Below are 19,009 nucleotides of genomic sequence, written 5' to 3'. Positions count from 1 at the left end.
CCCACTCATTGTCTTTTTCTGTTTATTGCCGTTCAGGCCGCTTCTGCATTAACACCGGTCGCCAGAACGACGATGTCATGTTCCGTCATTCGCTCGCCCGTAACCTCGCCCGCGATGCGTCCTTCGCGCATCACGATGATACGGTCGCAAATACCGATCAGCTCCGGCATTTCCGATGACACGACAATGATCGAACGCCCCTCGTCAGCCAGACTGGCGATAAACTGATAAATCTGCTCCTTGGTCCCGACATCGATGCCGCGGGTCGGCTCGTCGATGATGACAATAGATGGATCGAGCATCATCATCTTGGCCAGAAGCAGTTTCTGCTGGTTACCCCCGGACAATTGCCCGGCCAGAATGTCCTTGTTCCCCGTGCGAATGTCGAAATCGCGGATTGCATCATCCAGCGCCACGCGCTCCTTGTTGCGGTCGATCTGGAAGCGGCTGACGAATTTCGTGAGTGAAGCGAGCGTCAGATTGATGCCAAGATCCTTGGTCAGCAACAGTCCCTTGCCTTTGCGATCTTCGCTCAGATAGGCGATGCCCGCCGTCAGACTGTCATGGGCATCGCGGAAATGCGCGGGTTTGCCATTGTGGCGCACATCGCCCTTACCGGGCCGCAGGCCCACGACGCCTTCCATCAGTTCCGTGCGGCCAGCGCCGACCAGTCCCGCGAAACCCAGTATCTCGCCTCTGTTCAGGCGGAAACTCGCTTCCTTCACATAGCCGGGCACGGAAAAGCCGCTGACCTCCAGAACAGCTTCAACGCCATGCTGCGTTGCGCGGTCTGGATAAAGCTTCGCCACATCGCGCCCGACCATCAGACGCGCCATGTCGGCTGGCTGCAGCTCCGACGCCATATGCGCAGCAACAAGCGTTCCGTCCCGCAGCACTGTTACCCGGTCGGAGATTTCCTTCACTTCCGGCAAGCGATGCGAAATGTAGAGGACCGCCACGCCCTTGGCACGGATATCGCGAATGACCTTCAACAGAGCTTCGGTCTCAACCGGCGTCAGCGAAGCTGTCGGTTCGTCGAAAATCACCACGCGGTGCGGCACCAACAGAACCCGCGCAATCTGCACCAGCTGGCGTTGCGCTATCGACAGGCTGCCGACCACCGCATCGGGATTAATATCGGCACCGAGGTCCCGTATCGCCTTGCGTGCGCCCTCGCGCATGGAGCGGTCGTTGACCGTAATGCCGTTTAACAGCTCCCGACCGAGATAAATATTTTGCGCAACTGTCAGATCGGGTGCGAGCAATATTTCCTGATGCACAAGGACGATGCCCTGTGCTTCGGCCTCAACCGGATTTGCAAAGGCGATTGGCTTGCCGTCAATAAGGATTTCACCGGCTGTCGGGCGTTCATTGCCTGCAAGAAGCTTCATCAGCGTCGATTTACCGGCGCCGTTCTCGCCGATGATCGCGTGAACCTCACCACCGTAAATTTGCAGATTGATATTTTTCAGCACCTGCACAGGGCCGAAAGATTTCGACAGGGATCGGGCTTCAAGAAGCGCAGTTTTGTCGGGATTTGCAGCCGAAGTCATAAGCGTGCACCGTTCGATGCGCTACGCTTGCAGCCGTAACTTCCCCGCCATTGATCCTGATAATCAAATCGCACGTGAACTCCTCCCAAAGCCTCACAATTGCGAGCTTAACTTTCGTTTTGAGGTACGTAAAGCAAAATTGTGCAAACGTTGTCATTTCAGGGTTACCGAAAGCTGCAATGAACCAGCCGCAACCCTTGCGATCAAACCGGAGATCGCTATATGTATAGCACACCCATATTTTAGATTGCTAAGTAATGTATGACCCGAAACAGGAACTGCACGCCGCGTTCACGATGGGCCTATCCACTGCGGCCCGAAAAATGCGCAACCTATTTGACTCTCGCGTTCGGGCGCTTGGCCTAACGCTATCACGCGCCCGCGTGATGCTGTTGCTTGCGCAGGATCGCGACTGGAACCAGCGCGAACTGGCCGATGCATTGGAAATCGAGCATCCATCGGTTGTCCGCCTGCTGGATGGGCTGGAAAAACAGGAGCTTATCCGCCGTGTTCCGGTGGAAGGCGACCGTCGCGCCAAGCGCATTGAGCTGACGCCTGAAGGACAGCAACAGGTTCGCGAACTTCAGGAAGTGACGCATCATATCCGCGCCGAGCTTCTCGAAAAGATCGACCGTCAATCGCTGGAAAATGCGCTTTTCGTACTGCAGGAAGTGACGCGCACAGCTGAAACCGCACTGGTCACGCAAGACAGTTGAAACCCATCAAATTCCCAAGCCGCCCTCTGGAATAGTTGCGACAGACGGCCTAGATTCAAGTGGAATGACAGGGAGTTTTACCCATGAGCTACAGCAAGAATCCAGAGGCCATCGCCAAACTGTCCCCGGAGCAATATCGCGTTACGCAGGAAAGCGGCACCGAGCGCCCGGGAACGGGCGAATATCTCTATAATAAGGAAGCCGGTATTTACGTCGATATCGTTTCCGGCGAGCCGCTCTTTGCATCCAGCGACAAATACGATTCCCATTGCGGCTGGCCAAGCTTCACCAAGCCGATTGAACCGGCCAATGTCAGCGAGTTGAACGACATCTCGCACGGTATGGTTCGCACCGAAGTACGGTCCGCCCATGGCGACAGCCATCTTGGCCATGTCTTCCCGGACGGCCCGGTTGATCGCGGCGGCCTGCGTTATTGCATCAACTCCGCCTCCCTGCGCTTTGTGCCGAAGGCCGAGATGGAAGCCGAAGGCTATGGCGACTATCTCGATCAGGTCGAAGACATCGCGTAAAAGACAATGATCGCCTTTTCGCCCCCGCGAAAAGGCGATCTGTCCTTCAGCACTCACGCCGATGGCGTAACCAGTCTTTTCAGAAGCGCTTTCAGCTCTTCAATCGAGCGGTCGATTTCGCCCTTCTTCTTCTCAAGTTCAGCAAGCTTTCCGGAAAGCGTTGCGCGCAAATCATCGACCTGACCGAGATCGCTTGCGCCCTCTTTCCAGAGATCGATGAGCTGTTTCGTCTCCGCCAGCGTAAAGCCGATCTGGCGACCAAACAGAATGAGACGCAGACGGGTATGGTCCTCACGGTCATAAAGCCGCGTGACCCCGGCCCGTCGCGGACTCAACAATCCTTTATCCTCGTAGAAACGCAATGCGCGCAGCGACAGACCAAACTCATGCGCCAGGTCGCCAATCCGGAACAATTGGCCGCGTTGCTGATAATCTTCTCTGACCTTCAAGCTGCTCCCGGTCAGGAGCTCCGCTATCGTTACAGGCTCTATGGCCTTTTCACTCATATTAATCCCTGTTTCCGCCCCCGGAAACGCCCGTCCACCGCACCAAGGCGCGATGGAACCTCATTGAGAAAACGACTCAAGGTAAAAGCTTCGGCCACACAATGACCGGCCTGCCCGTCGATTCTGGTTGTTCGTACTGCCATGATGAACCCGGCCAGTTCCGAACCCGCAATTTGGTGCCTACCACACCTGCGCGAGCCGTCAGACCGGACAATTTTCGTTCAAAAACAAGCTGAAAACCCGCATATTAACGACTTGTTTACTACGTTTGTACAAATGTAGGTGCAGCAAGTTTCTAAGGTTCTGCGTTCCCGAATTTGCGTCCGGCGACCCTTATCATTTGGAAAAGTGAATTTCTCATGGCAAATCCAGAGCTAGCTTCCGGTTCGCGTTCCAGGATTGATGATTTGAACGCGCATCGCGAGCGTCGCCCCGCATCCGCAGCCATGCAGGAGCTCGACCGCACGCTTGCCGGTCTTGAGCGCCGCCTGATGGAGCTGGAACAGGACGCTCCCGCAGCACCGCATCCCAACGCCCCCTCCTTTGCCGCTCACCAGCCTGCCGCCCCGCGCTATGCGGATGAGACCGCAGCCGGTCTCGCAGAAATCGCCGACAATCTGCGCCGGCGTCGGGACAGCCAGGAACAGGCGAAGGCGCGCTTTGCATCGAGCACTGAAATCAGCGATGCCAGCCGTGAAATGTCGCGCATGCAGCGCGCTGCCAGCGAAGAAGGTTTTTCGCAGCGCATGAGTGACGATTTCGATCGCCTCAGCGAAAGCGTGCACCTGCTTGCCGAGCGCAGCAGCGAGGCCAATGCGCAGGCGCTGCGCCGCCAGTTCGATGAATTGAACCGCACCGTCCATACGCTTGCCCGCGAGGAAACCCTGCGCCGTCTCGACAATCGTTGGGACCGCTTCGACGCGCAGATGCAGGCTTTCGAAAAGCGTCATGACGCCGTTAATCCGGCGCTCAACGCCATTGGCTCCCGCCTTGAGCAGATGCGCGAAGCCATCGGCACCCTGCCGCAGTCCCATGCTTTCAGCGCCATTGAAGAGCGGATCGGCAGGCTGACCCACTCCATCGAAGACGCGCTGAACCCGCAGAACGCAGCGCCTTTCGAACAGGATATGCTGAACCAGATCGACACCCGGCTTGACGAAATCAGCCGTGCGATCATCGCGACCAGCCGCGCGCAACGTCCCGATCAGGAAGATGTGCGCCGTTTGGAGCGTATCGAGAAGCGCCTTGCCGAGCTTGCAGACCAGATCGACGGTTCGGCTTCCCGACAGAACTCGGATGTCTTGTTCCAGAAGCTGAGCGAGCTATCGCAGCGCATCGATGTGCTGTCCAGCGGACAGGCTCTGCCCGATCGCATCGCCGAACAGCTCGCACACCAGATCAGCCTTCTGGCCAATCAGGTCGCGAAGGTCACGGAAAATCTGAGCCAGTCCGATTATCGCAGCGTTGAAGCCCGCCTCGAAGCCATTGGCCAGAAGCTGGAAAACGCCGAACGGCGCAGCCATGAGCCGGACCCTGCGGTTCTCGACACCATCGACCGCCGTTTCGCGGAACTGACCGAACGGCTGGATGCGCAATATGGCGGCCGCTCCATCGACAGCGACGCGATCCATACGCTCGAAGGTCGTCTTGACGACATTTCGCAGCAGATCTCGCTCGGCTTGCTGCAAGCGCCGCATTATGAAATGCCAAATCTGGCCGACAGCGAAGCCATCCGCAATCTGGAAGATCAGATTGCCAATATCGCCCACCATCTGGCCCAGCCGGTTGCCGAACTCGCCCAGATCAAGCCGCGCCTCGATTCCATCGAACGTTCGCTCGAAACGAACCGAGAGACCGTTCTCGACGCGGCGCGTGAAGCGGCGGAAAGCGCCGTTGCGCGTGTTCTCCAGCACGGTAGCCAGGGCGACACAGCCATTGCCCGTCAGCTCGCGGACGATATGAAGTCGCTGGAAATGCTGGCCCGCAATACGGACGAGCGCAACAGCAAGACCTTTGAAGCCGTGCACGACACGCTGGTCAAGATCGTGGATCGCCTGTCCCGGCTTGAACAGGATATGGGCGGTCAGGGCAGTGAAAGCCTTGCCAATCGCAATCCGGACAAGCGTGAAGACGATGCGCGCCCGGCCATGGCTTTGGCGGGCGACCCGGCACCGCGCTTTTCCGCTCCGGAAACCGGTGCCCCGCGCCTGAACACGCCTCGTTCGCCTGCAGCCGCTGCCGCCGAAGCTGCCTTTGCCACCATTCAGGGCGAAACCGCTGTCGTTGCTGCGCCCGCTGGCGAAGCTTCCGGCAAGCCGTCGCTGTTCGGGGGGCTTGCCAAGGCAATGCGCGGACGTCGCGCTGACAAGAACGGCGCGAATACCGATGGCGATCTCAAGGCCGAAAGCTTCGACAAAAACGACGCCCCGGCTTTCGAAAGTGAAATGGCCACTGTCGAACCCATCGTCGAGAGCGAACCGGATGCAAGGTTCGGCGGCGATCATATGCCCGACCTAAACTCCATCATGAAGCGCGTGCGCGAAGAACGCCGCCAGCGCGAAGATGCAGCCGACGCCGCTCTGGCAGCCAATGGCAAGGTCGATTTTATCACTGCCGCCCGCCGCGCCGCACAGCTTGCAGCCGCTGAATCCGAACAGCTTCAGAAGGGTTCAGCCAAGGGCGCAGGCAAGAAGAAAAAGTCCGTTGGCGATGTCATGCAGCGTCAGCGCAAGCCGATCCTGATGGCAATCGGTGCCGTCATGATCGCCATGGCGGGTCTGCAAGTCGGCAGCGCCTTCCTCACCCACGATGAACCGACCGACGCGACTGTCGATGTTGCTCCGCAGCCGGAAGCGCCCGTCGCTGAGACACCAGCAGCAGCACCGCAGGCTCCGGTTCAGGCTGAGGCACCACAAATTATCGAGCCGCGTCAGGAAAAGGCCGAAGCGCCCGCTGCATCGGAACCATCGTCCACCATTGAAACGGTCATCGCCAGCGCGCCGACCACTCCGGTCGAAGCCTCTGCGCCTGCAGAGGTCACGTCACCTTCCGCACCGGCTCAAGTCGCTATTCCGGCCATCCCGGAAGAAGCGGGTCCGGCTGCCTTGCGCGAAGCCGCCGCCAAGGGCGATGCCCGCGCCTTGTTCGAAATCGGCAATCGCTACATGGAAGGTCGCGGCGTCACCGCCGACTTTACCAAAGCCGCAAAATGGTATGACATTTCCGCCGGTCAGGGTTTTGCACCGGCACAGTATCGCCTTGGCAATTTCAATGAAAAAGGCCTCGGCATGCCCCGCGATCTGGACAAGGCCAAGATCTGGTATCAGCTTTCGGCGCAGCAGGGCAATGCAAGCGCGATGCACAATCTCGCCGTTCTGTTCGCAACCGGCGCAAACGGCGCTCCGGACAATGCGTCGGCCGCCCGCTGGTTTACCGAAGCTGCCAACCTCGGCGTGAAGGACAGCCAGTTCAATCTCGGCATTCTTGCGGCCAAGGGCCTCGGTGTCCCGGTTAATCTGGAAGAAAGCTACAAGTGGTTCGCGCTTGCCGCCAATTCCGGTGACAAGGACGCCGCCCAGAAGCGCGACCAGATCGCCGAAGCGCTGAAACCGGAACAGCTGGAACAGGCGAAGGCCGCCGTCCAGTCGTGGAAGGCAAAGCCGCTTAACGAGGCCACCAATTCCATTGACGTGCCTGATGCCTGGACGGAAGCCAAGCCGACCACCACCGGCTCGGTGGAGATGAAGAAGGCAGTTCGCAACATCCAGCTTATTCTCAAGAAGAACGGCTATGATGTTGGCACGGCGGACGGTGTGATGGGCGGCAAGACCCGCACGGCCATTGCCTCGTTCCAGAAGGCCAACGGCCTGCAGCCAACCGGCAATGTCGATCAGAAGCTGGTGCAATTGTTGCTGCAGAAAAACACCTAGGAATGCGGCCAACCATTGCAGGAAAGTAACACGTCCCGCGCAAGGTAACCGTAATACCAATCGGCATTTGACTTCGCGGATCGGGCAGCGCAAGACGGTTAGGTGAACAGGCCTCGCGGGATTGCGCGACCGCAGCGGGCCCGAGAAGCGTATGCGTCCGTGAGAGCCGGGTTCGGAATTGGGTATTTATCTTCCCATTGCAGAATTATCGGTCAACATGCTGGTTCTGCTCAGCATGGGCGCTGCGGTCGGCTTTCTTTCCGGGTTGTTCGGTGTCGGCGGCGGATTTCTGATCACACCACTCTTGATCTTCTACAACATTCCACCGGCCATTGCGGTCGCGACCGGTGCCAATCAGGTTATCGCTTCGTCTGTTTCCGGTGCGCTCGTTCATTTCAAGCGGCGCACGCTGGATATCAAGCTTGGCCTGTTTCTCGTGGCCGGCGGTATTGTCGGTTCACTGCTCGGCATTTTCGTCTTCTCCTGGCTGCGCGAGCTGGGCCAGCTCGATCTGATCGTATCGATCCTCTACGTATTCTTCCTCGGTAGTGTTGGCGGGCTGATGCTAGTGGAAAGCCTGCGCGCTTTGCGGCGCGTCAAGAAAGGCGGCGCCATACGTCGCCCCGGCCAGCACACATGGATACACAGGCTGCCGTTCAAAATGCGGTTTCGCGCCTCGACCATCTATGTCAGCATCATTCCGGTTCTCGGCATCGGCTTCTTCATCGGTCTGTTGTCATCGATCATGGGCGTCGGCGGCGGCTTCATCATGGTGCCCGCGCTGATCTATCTTTTGCATGTGCCGACCAATGTGGTTGTGGGCACTTCGCTCTTCCAGATTACATTCGTGACCGCTTTCACCACGGTCATGCAGGCGACCACCAACCAGTCTATCGATATCGTACTGGCTTTCCTGCTGATGATTGGCGGCGTGATCGGCGCGCAATATGGTGCGCGCGCTGGCCAAAAACTGCGCGGCGAACAATTGCGCCTTTTGCTGGCCCTGCTTGTGCTGGCCGTTGCATTGCGTCTTGCCTTTGGCCTCTTTGTGCGGCCAGATAATCTGTTCTCGATCACGATAGCGGATTTTTGAGATGCGGAGCGCCGCCCTCGTCTCAGCACTCACCCTATCGCTTCTCGCGAGCGCCGCATTCGCGCAAATTAATGCCAGTGGCGACGGCAATACGGTCCCACAGTTGCAGACGCCTGCGGAAGAAACGATCGATATCGGCCTTTCGACCGAAACCATCGCCATCACCTCCAACTTCGGCGGCACGGATCTGACGATTTTCGGCGCGCTGGACAATGCCGATCCGATGATCCAACGGCAGGGGCGTTACGATATTATCGTGGTTTTGCAGGGGCCGGAACGCAACCTGGTGGTGCGCAAGAAGGAGCGTTATCTGGGCGTCTGGATCAACGCCGATTCAGAGACTTTTCTCGGCGTTCCGCTATCGTATTCGCTCGCCTCGACGCGCAATCTTCAGGATATTGCGGATGAAAAAATCTACCGTCAGCTTTCGGTCGGCGTGCGCAATTTCTATCTGAACCCGGAAGACCCTTCGAGCCTGTCGGGCAACATTCCGAAATTCGGAACCGAACTTCGCGAGATGAAAATCCGGCAGGGCCTCTACAATCAGCGCATTGGTGGCGTGGAATTCGTGTCACGCACCTTGTTTCGCGCGACGCTCAACCTGCCAGCCAATGTGCCGGTTGGACGACACAAAGCGCGTGCACTTTTGTTTCGCAACGGCGTCTTTCTGCGCGAAGCCAATGCCGGTCTGGAAATCGTCAAGGCCGGTCTGGAGCAAAGCGTTTATAACGCCGCCCACCAATATAGCCTGCTCTATGGTCTGTTCGCGGTTTTTCTGGCGGTCTTCACCGGCTGGTTCGGACGTATTCTGTTCAGGAAAGACTAGAGCATTTCCAGCAAAAGTGCGAAGCGCCTCCGCGGGGAAATCAGTTCACTGGACTGATTTCTAATCCCGCTTCGATGCGTCGGATAATGCGTAAAGGCAAAGGTTCAACCGCCATGCAGCGCGCCGCGGGCAATCGGATAGACCTTGCCTTGCCCCAGCATATAGGCGCGTAACGTTTCATCGACAAAAAGGCCGCGAAAGGCGCGGTCCAGCACGTTGAGCGCGCCGGTATATGCACCGAAAGCGGGCATGATCAGCCTTTCGCCATCGCTGACGAAACAGGGACGACGCACGGAGCGCCCACGCCGCACGATGCGCGCCGCCGGATGCAGATGGCCCGCAATCTCGCCCTGCCCAAGCATGCGCGAGGGTTCGTGCCGGAACACAAGCGGTCCCACCGCCAGTTCCTCCACACAATCGCCCGGTAGATCGACCGGGCGTTCGGGATCGTGATTGCCGGTGATCCAGAACCAGTCGCGATGTTCCATCAGCGATTTCAGTCGGATGGCGTAAAGCGACGGTAGGCGTTCGCTGGCTTTCGGATCATGAAAACTGTCGCCAAGGCTGATGATCACCTTCGGCTGATAACGGGCGACCGCCGCAGCGAGCATTTCGAGCGTTGCCGCCGTATCATAAGGTGGGATCAGTTGCCCACGCCGGGCGAAGGATGAGCCTTTTTCCAGATGCAGATCAGACACGACCAGCATGGCGAGATCGGGCAGAAACAGTGCGCCGGAAGGATCGCAAACGGCGGCAATGCCGCGCACTTGCGTGTGCGCGAGACTATAGGCCTCGCCATTGCTCCAGACAGCCGCTCTCATTCCGAAACCCTCATTCTCATTTCTTATTCCATCGCCTCGCGGATGAGATCGTCAGCTGTTTCCTCAAGCAGCATTTCATCGCTCTCGCCTGCCACACGTTCGCGCCCGATTTCCAGCATCACCGGCAGGGCCAGCGGCGAAATATGCTCAAGCGGCTTGTGCAAGATATGACCTTTCACGCGCGCCAGCATGTCGCCGAGGCGCTTGATATCGAGAAGCCCTGTCGCGGCATCCGCCCGCGTTGCCTGCAAGAGGATATGGTCGGGTTCATGGCCGCGTAGCACGTCATAGATCAGATCGGTAGAAACAGTCACCTGCCGCCCGGTCTTTTCCAACCCCGGATGACGGCGCTCGATCAAACCGGAAATCACGGCACAATTGCGGAAAGTCCGCTTCAAAAGATAGCTTTCGTCAAGCCATGCTTCGAGATCGTCGCCCAGCATGTCCTCATCGAACAGGCGGGTGAGGTTTAGCGAACCGGAGCGGATCATCGCGCCCATGTCCTTCAGCCCCCACAGGCCCAGTGAATAATCGGTGGCGACGAAGCCCAACGGATGGGCGCCCATCCGTTCCAGCCGGCGCGTCAGCAACATGCCGAGCGTCTGATGGGCCAGCCTGCCCTCAAACGGATAGGCCACCATGTAGAACCGACCACCCCGCGGAAAAGTTTCGATCAGCAATTCATCGGTGCGCGGCAGCACGGATTTGAATTCCTGCACCTCCAGCCACTCGCGCACCTGTTCGGGCAGAAACTGCCAGCGTGTGCGATCGGCCAGCATAGCGCGCACCTGAGAGGCAAGATAAGTCGAAAGCGGGAACTTCCCGCCCGCATAGACCGGTATTTTTGCATCCTGACCGGCAGCACTCGTGGCGATGCATTCGTTTTCGCGAATACCTTCGAAGCGCAACACCTTGCCCGCAAACAGGAAAGTGTCGCCGGGCGTCAGCGTTTCCAGAAAATATTCTTCGATCCGGCCCAGAACACGCCCGCCATAGGCGCTGGCTTTCTTGCCGCCACGTGTGAGCCGCACGTTCAGCTCCGGCGCTTCGACAATCGTGCCGATGTTCAGGCGATATTGCTGCGCAATGCGTGGATTGGAAACGCGCCACGTGCCGTCAGCCGTCTTGCGGATTTTGGCAAAGCGCTCATAGGTTTTCAGCGCATAACCACCCGTTGCGACAAAATCCAGAATGCGATCAAAGCTTTGGCGGGAAAGGTTCATGTAGGGTGCAGCACTGCGCACTTCGGCAAAAAGCTGATCGGCATTAAACGGTTCGGCGCAGGCCATGCCGAGCACGTGCTGCGCCAGCACATCGAGCGCGCCGTCGATCAGCGGCGGCGTATCCTGCGCGCCGAGATAATTCGCGTCGAGTGCGGCGCGACACTCCATCACCTCGAAACGGTTGGCGGGCACGAGAATGGCGCGGCTCGGCTCGTCCATGCGGTGATTGGCGCGACCGATACGCTGCGCCAGACGGCTCGCCCCCTTTGGCGCGCCGACATGGATAACCAGATCGACATCGCCCCAGTCGATACCGAGATCGAGCGTGGAAGTGGCGACAACCGCCCGCAACGTATTGGCGGCCATGGCCTGTTCGACCTTGCGGCGCTGGCTGGCATCGAGCGAACCGTGATGCAAGGCAATCGGCAGCGTATCCTCATTGATGCGCCACAGCTCCTGAAACAGCATTTCCGCCTGACTGCGCGTATTGACGAAAAGCAGCGTGGTCCGATGCGCCCGGATCGCCTCGTAGACATCGGCAATGGCATAGCGTGCGGAATGCCCGGCCCACGGCACCCGTTCCTCGGAATCGAGGATCGAGATTTCCGGTTTCGCGCCACCATCCACCGTCACCAGCCCGGCTTTGGGATCGGTGCCGTCCTGCTCCACCAGCCATCGGCGCAATTGGTCCGGCTCGGCCACGGTCGCGGACAGCCCGATGGTCTGCAATTGCGGTTGCAGACGGCGCAGCCGCGCCAGCCCCAGCGCCAGCAAATGGCCGCGCTTGGAAATCACGAGCGAATGCAACTCGTCCAGCACTACATAGCGCAACCCCTTGAAGAACTGATCTGCCCCTTTGGACGCGATCAGCAGGGCTAGCTGTTCCGGTGTGGTGAGCAGAATATCAGGCGGCGCCAGTTTCTGCCGCTGGCGCTTGTGCGCAGGCGTGTCGCCGGTGCGGGTTTCGATGGTGATATCAAGCCCCATTTCCTCGACCGGCACTGTGAGGTTGCGATGGATATCGACCGCCAGCGCCTTCAGCGGCGAGATATACAACGTATGAACGCCGCGCTTCGCCATACCCGGCTTTTTACGGCCTTTCCGCTCAAGATCCACCAGCGCGGGTAAAAACCCGGCCAGCGTCTTGCCAGCGCCAGTCGGCGCAATCAACAAGGTCGATTGCCCGTCTTCCGCACGCGCCAGCAGTTCCAGCTGATGGGCGCGCGGCGACCAGCCCTTGGAACCGAACCAATTGACAAAACGGTCCGGCAGGGCAAAAGCGGCTGATGCGGCAGCGGGTTTCAAATTCAGTGTCACACGCCCAATCTAATAGCCACGCCGCATCACGCCAAGATGTTTGTTCACTTTTGTTCTCATTTTGTCAGTAATGACGCCACCCTTCTCTTTTCAGCGGAAAGGTGCTGACCTATCTTTGGCTCATGCGCTTCAATCAGCTCTTATGTTCCTCTCCGAAAGGTCTTTATTGCCCGCCCGGCGATTTTTACATCGATCCGGTACGCCCGGTGGAGCGCGCACTGATCACCCATGGTCATTCCGATCATGCCCGCGCAGGACACACCCATGTTCTGGCCACGCAGGAAACGCTCGATATCATGCGACTTCGCTATGGCGAGGGTTTTGCCGAAACCGTGCAGCCGGTGGCTTTGGGTGAAACACTGACGATCAATGGCGTACGCATCAGTTTTCACGGCGCTGGCCATGTGCTCGGTTCGGCGCAAATCGCCGTCAAGAAAGATGGGACCCGCATCGTTGCATCGGGCGACTATAAGCGCGCCGCCGACCCGACCTGCGCGCCATTCGAGCCGATCAAATGCGATGTCTTCATCACCGAAGCGACATTTGCGCTGCCGGTCTTCCGTCACCCGGATGCATCGCATGAAATCGCAAAGCTTTTGAAATCACTCACGCTCTTTCCGGAGCGCGCGCATCTGGTCGGCGCTTATTCGCTCGGCAAGGCGCAGCGCGTGATCAAGCTCATTCGCAATGCCGGCTATAGCGATCCGATCTATATTCACGGCGCTTTGGAAACATTGTGCGACTATTACCAGATGCGCGGCATCGACCTCGGCCCGCTTGAACCCGCAACGCTGGAGCGTGGCGAGAAGCAGCCTGATTTTGCGGGCAAGATCATCGTCGGCCCGCCGACCGCCTTTTCCGACCGCTGGGCGCGACGTTTTCCCGATCCTGTTCCGGCCTTCGCCTCCGGCTGGATGCGCATCCGCCAGCGCGCCAAGCAACAGGGCATCGAACTGCCGTTGATCATCTCCGACCATTGCGACTGGGATGAGCTGACGGAAACGATATCGGAAATTGCGCCCGCCGAAGTCTGGGTCACGCATGGGCGGGAGGAGGCTCTGGTTCGGTGGTGCGAATTGCAGAACATTCCGGCGAAGCCGCTGCATCTTATCGGCTACGAAGATGAGGGCGATTGATGCGCGCTTTCGCCGAACTTCTCGACCGTCTGGTTCTCACTCCGCAGCGTAATGGCAAGCTACGCCTGCTTGCCGATTATTTCCGCACCACACCCGATCCCGACCGTGGGCTGGCGCTGGCCGCCATCACGCGCGATCTGGAATTGCAAAGCGTGAAACCCGCCATGCTGCGCGCCCTGATCGCGGAACGGACGGACCCGACGCTTTTCGCTTATTCCTATGATTATGTCGGCGATCTGGCCGAAACCATTTCGCTGATCTGGCCCGGCCCCAGCGAGACTTCACCGGGCACCAATCTTTCGCTCGGCGTTGTGGTGCACGAACTGCAACATGCCTCGCGCCGTGAAGGCCCGATACTGGTTGCAGGCTGGCTCGATCTTCTCGGCATATCGGAGCGTTATGCCCTGCTGAAACTTGTAACCGGCGGTTTGCGCATCGGCGTTTCAGCGCGTCTTGCCAAACAGGCGCTCGCCGATTTCGGCGGCGTGGACGTGACGGAGATCGAAGAACTCTGGCATGGCCAGTCGCCGCCCTATGCCGCGCTCTTTGCCTGGCTGGAAGGATATGCTCCCAAACCAGCCGCAACAGCCGATGCGCCCTTTCGCCCTGTCATGCTGGCCACCGCACTGGATGAAGCAGAGATTTCCTCGCTCGATCCAGCCGCATTCAGCGCGGAATGGAAATGGGACGGGATTCGTGTGCAAGCCGTCTCGGAAAACGGAGTGCGCAAGCTTTATTCACGCACCGGCGATGATATTTCCGGCGCATTTCCGGATGTGCTGGAGGCAATGGACTTTGAAGGCGCCATTGATGGCGAACTTCTCGTCGGGCATCACGGTGAAACCGGCATTGAAACCGCCACTTTCTCCGACCTGCAGCAGCGATTGAACCGCAAGACCGTCAGCGCCAAACAATTGCGCGACTATCCGGCTTTCATCCGCGCTTATGATCTATTGCAAGACGGCAACCAGCAATCCGGTGAGGATTTGCGCGCCCTGCCCTTTGCCGAGCGCCGCAGGCGGCTTCAAACCTTCGTCGCCACACTCGACCCGCGCCGGTTCGATCTGTCGCCCGTGCTGTCCTTCGCCGATTTCGGCGAACTGGCCGCCTTGCGCGTCAATCCTCCGCACCCGGTCATCGAGGGCGTGATGTTGAAACGGCACGATAGTGCCTATCTTCCCGGTCGCCCCAAGGGGCCATGGTTCAAATGGAAGCGCGATCCGTTCACCGTCGATGCGGTGGTTGTCTATGCGCAGCGCGGCCACGGCAAACGCTCCAGCTACTATTCCGACTTCACCTTCGCGGTCTGGACAGGACCCGAAGACGAGCCGGTTCTGGTGCCGGTCGGCAAGGCCTATTTCGGCTTCACCGATGAGGAACTGAAACTGCTGGACAAATTTGTTCGCGAAAACACCATCGAGCGTTTCGGCCCGGTGCGTTCGGTCCGCGCAGAACCCGATCACGGTCTGGTCGTGGAAGTGGCCTTTGAGGGATTGAACCGCTCAACACGACATAAATCCGGTGTCGCCATGCGTTTTCCGCGCTTCTCGCGCCTGCGCTGGGATAAACCGCCCCGCGAAGCGGATCGGCTTGAAACGCTGGAAAAGCTGCTCAGCTAAATCTCCTCCAAACCCGGAGAAGAAAAGCCAGCAACTCTCTGTTTTTCAATGACTACTGTGCATTCGCCGAAACGCGAATTTCGTAGATATCGACCGGCTTTCCGGTTCCGGTCAGATCGGAATTGATCGTGATGACACCGGCGCGGCCTGCCTTCTTGTCACCTGCGAAATCCAGATCGAACAGAAAATCATTGCGCGATTCACCCACGTCATACCGTCTGCGCCCGCAATCGCCAAAGCCTGCGAAATCGCAACTGACAGACATTTGGGTTATCTTGCCGCCATCGGCCTTGGCGATGATATCGAATGTGGCCGTCTTGCCAGCGAGCTGGTCCAGAATGCCTTCGCCAACATCGAAGGTAACCGTATCGCCTTCACCGGAAGATTTCACGCGTGCAAAGCTGCTCGGGCCATCACGCAGGATTTCTGCGGTGGCGCGCCCTTGCACCGACATGCGTGTCGCTTCGGACGGCTGGAAAATGGTAATCCACTTTGCCCCGCCCGGCTCTTCACCATCCTTCAGCGGCGCGCCGCTTCCATCGCTGTGCAGCGGACTGCTGGACGGACCACGGCTCAAATCGATGAAGCTGCTATAAAGCGAATAGCCAATCATGACGGCGACAAACAGCACCAGCGCCGGAATGCCATAGCTGTAGAAGGGCGAATGCCGCTTCTTCTTGCCGCGCTTTTCCTTGCGCGAGACACCGCCTTCATAGCCGAGATCGGCGCTTCCGCCCTTTTTCTTCGTGGATCGGGAACGTATATCGCCGGTATCGAGCGCCGGAGCACTGCCCACAGCAGCACCCAGGACAGGATCATCGCGATGCGGCGCATCCAGCGAGGGCTCTGCCTTGTCTTCATTCTGGCGCGGGGCGGAGAATTCCTGCTCGATGCTGGAAATGGCATCCTTCAGCTTCTGGCGGCGCTGTTCTTTTTGGGCGTCGCTCAAAGCAGTGTTGGCCGCGAGCGCGCGCTCATGGGCACCCCATGCGGATTCGTATATACGCTGACGGGTCGCAGGGTTATAAGCATCCGCTTTGGCAAATGCGTTTCTGATAGCGCGTTCTATACTATCCAAAGGCCACTCGTCCCCGTGTTCGCGTTTCCCGCCTGTGCTTATTCCTAAAGTTCCAAACCGACTTTCAGAAAGCGGCTTTTTCCAAGCCTCAGCGAATTTAACGTCTGAATCAAGGCATTTAGCCGTTCAATAACTGATTTGGCTACCTGATAAGACCCGCCTTGTTGCCAAATATCGACTTTCAACGTGCTTTTCCCCGAACCTTTGGTGCCGTCGCCTCACCCTAGCAGATTGAATCTGATGCAGAAACCTCATCCGCTGTCTGATCCAATACTGGTTCAGAGCATGATTTATCCGTCAGTTTCCTAAACTTCGCGGCAAATTCCTAGCCTAGCCATCTTCATGTTTTATCTCAGCTTTGTAACCCACCGGCCTAAATCGAACCGCAAAACCATGGCTGTTGCGACAGAATCATCATCCGAGCATGGAAGCCGAAGCTAAACCGAAGGCCTGACCATTCTTCGCCCGCGCGTTTTGTGCTGGCACCAGAGATGCTTCCGCTTGGTTCCGAGGCCGAGTCTCATTTAATCTTTCGTATTGCCGTTCTGTACAGGCGTGGTAGAGATATTACGTTTACGCAAACGTCAATTTTTGAGGAGAATAATATGGCCTTGCCGGATAGTTTGAAGAACAGATTGCGCATTCCTGTCGTCGGCGCGCCCCTATTCATCATTTCGCATCCGGCGCTTGTGATGGCGCAATGCAAGGCTGGCGTCGTTGGTTCGTTCCCTGCCCTTAACGCGCGCCCTGAAGCGCAGTTGGATGAGTGGCTGGCTGAGATCACCGAAGGCCTCGCCGCTCACGACAAGGCCAATCCGGACCGTCCGGCAGCACCATTCGCGGTCAACCAGATCGTTCACCGTTCCAACAAGCGGCTGGAACATGATCTCGGCCTCTGTGTGAAATACAAAGTGCCGATTGTCATTTCTTCACTCGGCGCAGTGCCCGAGGTGAACGCAGCGATCCATTCCTACGGCGGCATTGTGCTGCACGACGTCATCAATAATCGCCACGCCAATTCGGCCATCCGCAAGGGTGCAGATGGCCTGATCGCTGTCGCAGCCGGTGCGGGCGGCCATGCCGGACCGCTATCCCCTTTCGCATTGATGCAGGAAATCCGCGCCTGGTTTGATGGCCCACTGCTTCTTTCCGGTGCCATCGCCAATGGCCGTTCGATTCTTGCTGCACAGGCCATGGGCGCAGACCTCGCCTATATCGGCTCACCCTTCATCGCGACGACGGAAGCCCGCGCGGTCGATGCCTACAAGCAGATGATCGTCGATTCGACGGCGGCCGATATCGTCTATTCGAACTATTTTACCGGCATCGCAGGCAATTATCTGAAGCCCTCCATCGCCCAGTCCGGCCTCGACCCGGACAATCTGCCGGAAGCCGATGCATCGAAGATGGATTTTGATCAGGCGCAAAAGGAAGGCGCGAAAGCATGGAAGGATATCTGGGGCTGCGGACAGGGCATCGGCGCCATTCATGAAGTTGCACCGGCGGCCACGCTGATCGACCGCCTGGAGCGGGAATATAAGGAAGCGCGCAGTCAACTCTGCGCTGGCGCATAAGGCACATTGCCAGCGCGTTTCGAACAGGGCCTCTCCGATGGAAGGCCCTGTTTTCACAAGGTTTGAAACAATCTGACCGTTTTTCGATTTCGGCCTTGCTTTCCGTTCTGCTTTTGGTTATCAGCGCACCGTCCAGACGGAAACGAATGGAATCTCTTAACGGAGTTGGAACGAAGGTTCCCGGGCCGCTTTAGCTCAGTCGGTAGAGCACATCATTCGTAATGATGGGGTCAGGTGTTCGAGTCACCTAAGCGGCACCAGCTATTCAATAAATTAGCTTCCACTAACATTCTCAACGAAAATTCTGCTCTCCCAGAACGGCGTCGCCTTCTCTACAAAAAACGCTCACTCCATAGCTGAAAGCGCTCTTGTCGCCTCTTTCAGCCCGCCGCGCCATTTGAATTGCTTCGGAACGTAATCAAAACACGTTCGTTTACCGAGGCCTTCACCTCTAAGCGACGAGAAACATGGATCAGCTTCAAACCGCGCTTCAAGAGGCGCTAAAGTCCGACAATTTCAACGTTTGGCCACACGTCATCGCGTTGGCAGCCGCGTATATTCTGGCGCTGCCAATAGGCTGGCATCGAGAACGAGAAGAACGAAGCGCCGGCCTTCGAACATTTCCGCTCGTGGCAGTGGCCAGCTGCGGCTTTATCCAGGCAACAGAAGGGATTACGACCGACAATCCCGAAGCGCTCGCCCGCATTATTGAGGGCGTCATCACAGGAATGGGCTTTATCGGTGGAGGTGCCATCCTTCGTTTAAGCTCGTCGGTGAAGGGTACCGCCACCGCCGCCAGCCTTTGGGCGACAGGCGCCATTGGCATCGCCTGCGCTGTAAATGCCTTTGACGTTGCAGTTATTGTGATGGCCTTTGCGCTGCTCACGCTCATTCTTTTCTCGAACGGAAAATCGATTGCCTCACAGGGCGACACCCGGGATGAGCAATAACAACAAGGCCGTCTTCCCGTCATCTTACCTCAGATTTTCACCGCGCAGGGTTCCATGAGGGCGTTCATATAATATCCGTTCAGGAGAAACAATTTGGCGCCAGCGGAGTTGTAATAACGAGCTTTCCGGCATGTTGGG

14 protein-coding genes and 1 tRNA gene are annotated in these 19,009 nt (G+C 58.1%); 10 read left to right on the top strand and 5 right to left on the bottom strand.

Translation table 11 applies throughout. The features are described from left to right. Positions 1-32: 32 nt before the first annotated feature. On the bottom strand, positions 33-1,553 hold the full coding sequence (locus FIC94_RS01505) for a sugar ABC transporter ATP-binding protein (RefSeq protein WP_140023681.1): 1,521 nt from the start codon (positions 1,551-1,553) through the stop codon (positions 33-35). 257 nt (positions 1,554-1,810) lie between these two features. Here FIC94_RS01505 and FIC94_RS01500 point away from each other — a divergent pair, with 257 nt between their 5' ends. Together FIC94_RS01500 and msrB are read left to right on the top strand one after the other, a co-directional pair. Continuing rightward, the gene (locus FIC94_RS01500; protein WP_140023680.1) at positions 1,811-2,269 is read left to right on the top strand and encodes a MarR family winged helix-turn-helix transcriptional regulator; all 459 of its coding nucleotides are present in this window, start codon (positions 1,811-1,813) and stop codon (positions 2,267-2,269) included. 83 nt (positions 2,270-2,352) lie between these two features. Then, positions 2,353-2,799: a peptide-methionine (R)-S-oxide reductase MsrB gene (gene msrB, locus FIC94_RS01495; protein WP_109367566.1), complete on the top strand. Its 447-nt coding sequence runs from the start codon at positions 2,353-2,355 to the stop codon at positions 2,797-2,799. Between the two features lie 53 nt (positions 2,800-2,852). On the opposite strand, the gene FIC94_RS01490 is transcribed toward msrB, so the two are convergent. Next, entirely contained in the window at positions 2,853-3,305 is a 453-nt protein-coding gene (locus FIC94_RS01490) for a MerR family transcriptional regulator (protein WP_140023679.1), read from the bottom strand. 707 nt (positions 3,306-4,012) lie between these two features. On the opposite strand from FIC94_RS01490, the gene FIC94_RS01485 reads away from it, so the two are divergent. The 3 genes from FIC94_RS01485 to FIC94_RS01475 all read left to right on the top strand — a co-directional run bounded on the left by FIC94_RS01485 (position 4,013) and on the right by FIC94_RS01475 (position 9,153). After that, positions 4,013-7,234: a peptidoglycan-binding protein gene (locus FIC94_RS01485; protein WP_371830887.1), complete on the top strand. Its 3,222-nt coding sequence runs from the start codon at positions 4,013-4,015 to the stop codon at positions 7,232-7,234. 217 nt (positions 7,235-7,451) lie between these two features. Continuing rightward, positions 7,452-8,327, top strand: a complete 876-nt coding sequence (locus tag FIC94_RS01480; protein WP_235858985.1) for a sulfite exporter TauE/SafE family protein — start codon at positions 7,452-7,454, stop codon at positions 8,325-8,327. 1 nt (position 8,328) lies between these two features. After that, the gene (locus tag FIC94_RS01475) at positions 8,329-9,153 is read left to right on the top strand and encodes a TIGR02186 family protein (protein WP_140023677.1); all 825 of its coding nucleotides are present in this window, start codon (positions 8,329-8,331) and stop codon (positions 9,151-9,153) included. Between the two features lie 104 nt (positions 9,154-9,257). Here the strand turns inward: FIC94_RS01475 and pdeM are convergent, their stop codons facing one another. Together pdeM and FIC94_RS01465 are read right to left on the bottom strand one after the other, a co-directional pair. Further along, entirely contained in the window at positions 9,258-9,974 is a 717-nt protein-coding gene (gene pdeM, locus FIC94_RS01470) for a ligase-associated DNA damage response endonuclease PdeM (protein ID WP_140023676.1), read from the bottom strand. A 23-nt stretch (positions 9,975-9,997) separates the two neighbouring features. Then, on the bottom strand, positions 9,998-12,514 hold the full coding sequence (locus tag FIC94_RS01465) for a ligase-associated DNA damage response DEXH box helicase (RefSeq protein WP_140023675.1): 2,517 nt from the start codon (positions 12,512-12,514) through the stop codon (positions 9,998-10,000). Positions 12,515-12,636: 122 nt separating this feature from the next. On the opposite strand from FIC94_RS01465, the gene FIC94_RS01460 reads away from it, so the two are divergent. Both FIC94_RS01460 and FIC94_RS01455 read left to right on the top strand, forming a co-directional pair. Beyond that, positions 12,637-13,650: a ligase-associated DNA damage response exonuclease gene (locus tag FIC94_RS01460; protein WP_140024015.1), complete on the top strand. Its 1,014-nt coding sequence runs from the start codon at positions 12,637-12,639 to the stop codon at positions 13,648-13,650. Beyond that, complete coding sequence (locus tag FIC94_RS01455) at positions 13,650-15,269, top strand: cisplatin damage response ATP-dependent DNA ligase (RefSeq protein WP_140023674.1); 1,620 nt, start codon at positions 13,650-13,652, stop codon at positions 15,267-15,269. Before FIC94_RS01460 ends, FIC94_RS01455 begins: the two co-directional genes overlap by 1 nt. Before the next feature lie 52 nt (positions 15,270-15,321). On the opposite strand, the gene FIC94_RS01450 is transcribed toward FIC94_RS01455, so the two are convergent. Further along, positions 15,322-16,347, bottom strand: a complete 1,026-nt coding sequence (locus tag FIC94_RS01450) for a hypothetical protein (protein WP_109367574.1) — start codon at positions 16,345-16,347, stop codon at positions 15,322-15,324. A gap of 605 nt (positions 16,348-16,952) precedes the next feature. Here FIC94_RS01450 and FIC94_RS01445 point away from each other — a divergent pair. The 3 genes from FIC94_RS01445 to FIC94_RS01435 all read left to right on the top strand — a co-directional run bounded on the left by FIC94_RS01445 (position 16,953) and on the right by FIC94_RS01435 (position 18,871). After that, entirely contained in the window at positions 16,953-17,921 is a 969-nt protein-coding gene (locus FIC94_RS01445) for an NAD(P)H-dependent flavin oxidoreductase (protein WP_140023673.1), read from the top strand. Positions 17,922-18,105: 184 nt separating this feature from the next. Further along, positions 18,106-18,181: transfer RNA gene (locus FIC94_RS01440), tRNA-Thr, on the top strand. 207 nt (positions 18,182-18,388) lie between these two features. Beyond that, positions 18,389-18,871 carry an MgtC/SapB family protein gene (locus tag FIC94_RS01435; RefSeq protein ID WP_140023672.1) on the top strand — a complete coding sequence of 161 codons (483 nt, stop codon included), beginning with the start codon at positions 18,389-18,391 and terminating at the stop codon, positions 18,869-18,871. Positions 18,872-19,009 lie beyond the last annotated feature (138 nt).

This window comes from Ochrobactrum teleogrylli, assembly GCF_006376685.1.
Classification (GTDB): domain Bacteria; phylum Pseudomonadota; class Alphaproteobacteria; order Rhizobiales; family Rhizobiaceae; genus Brucella; species Brucella teleogrylli.
Note: the sequence above shows the minus strand (reverse complement) of the source record. Positions and strands in the feature narration are given on the sequence as shown.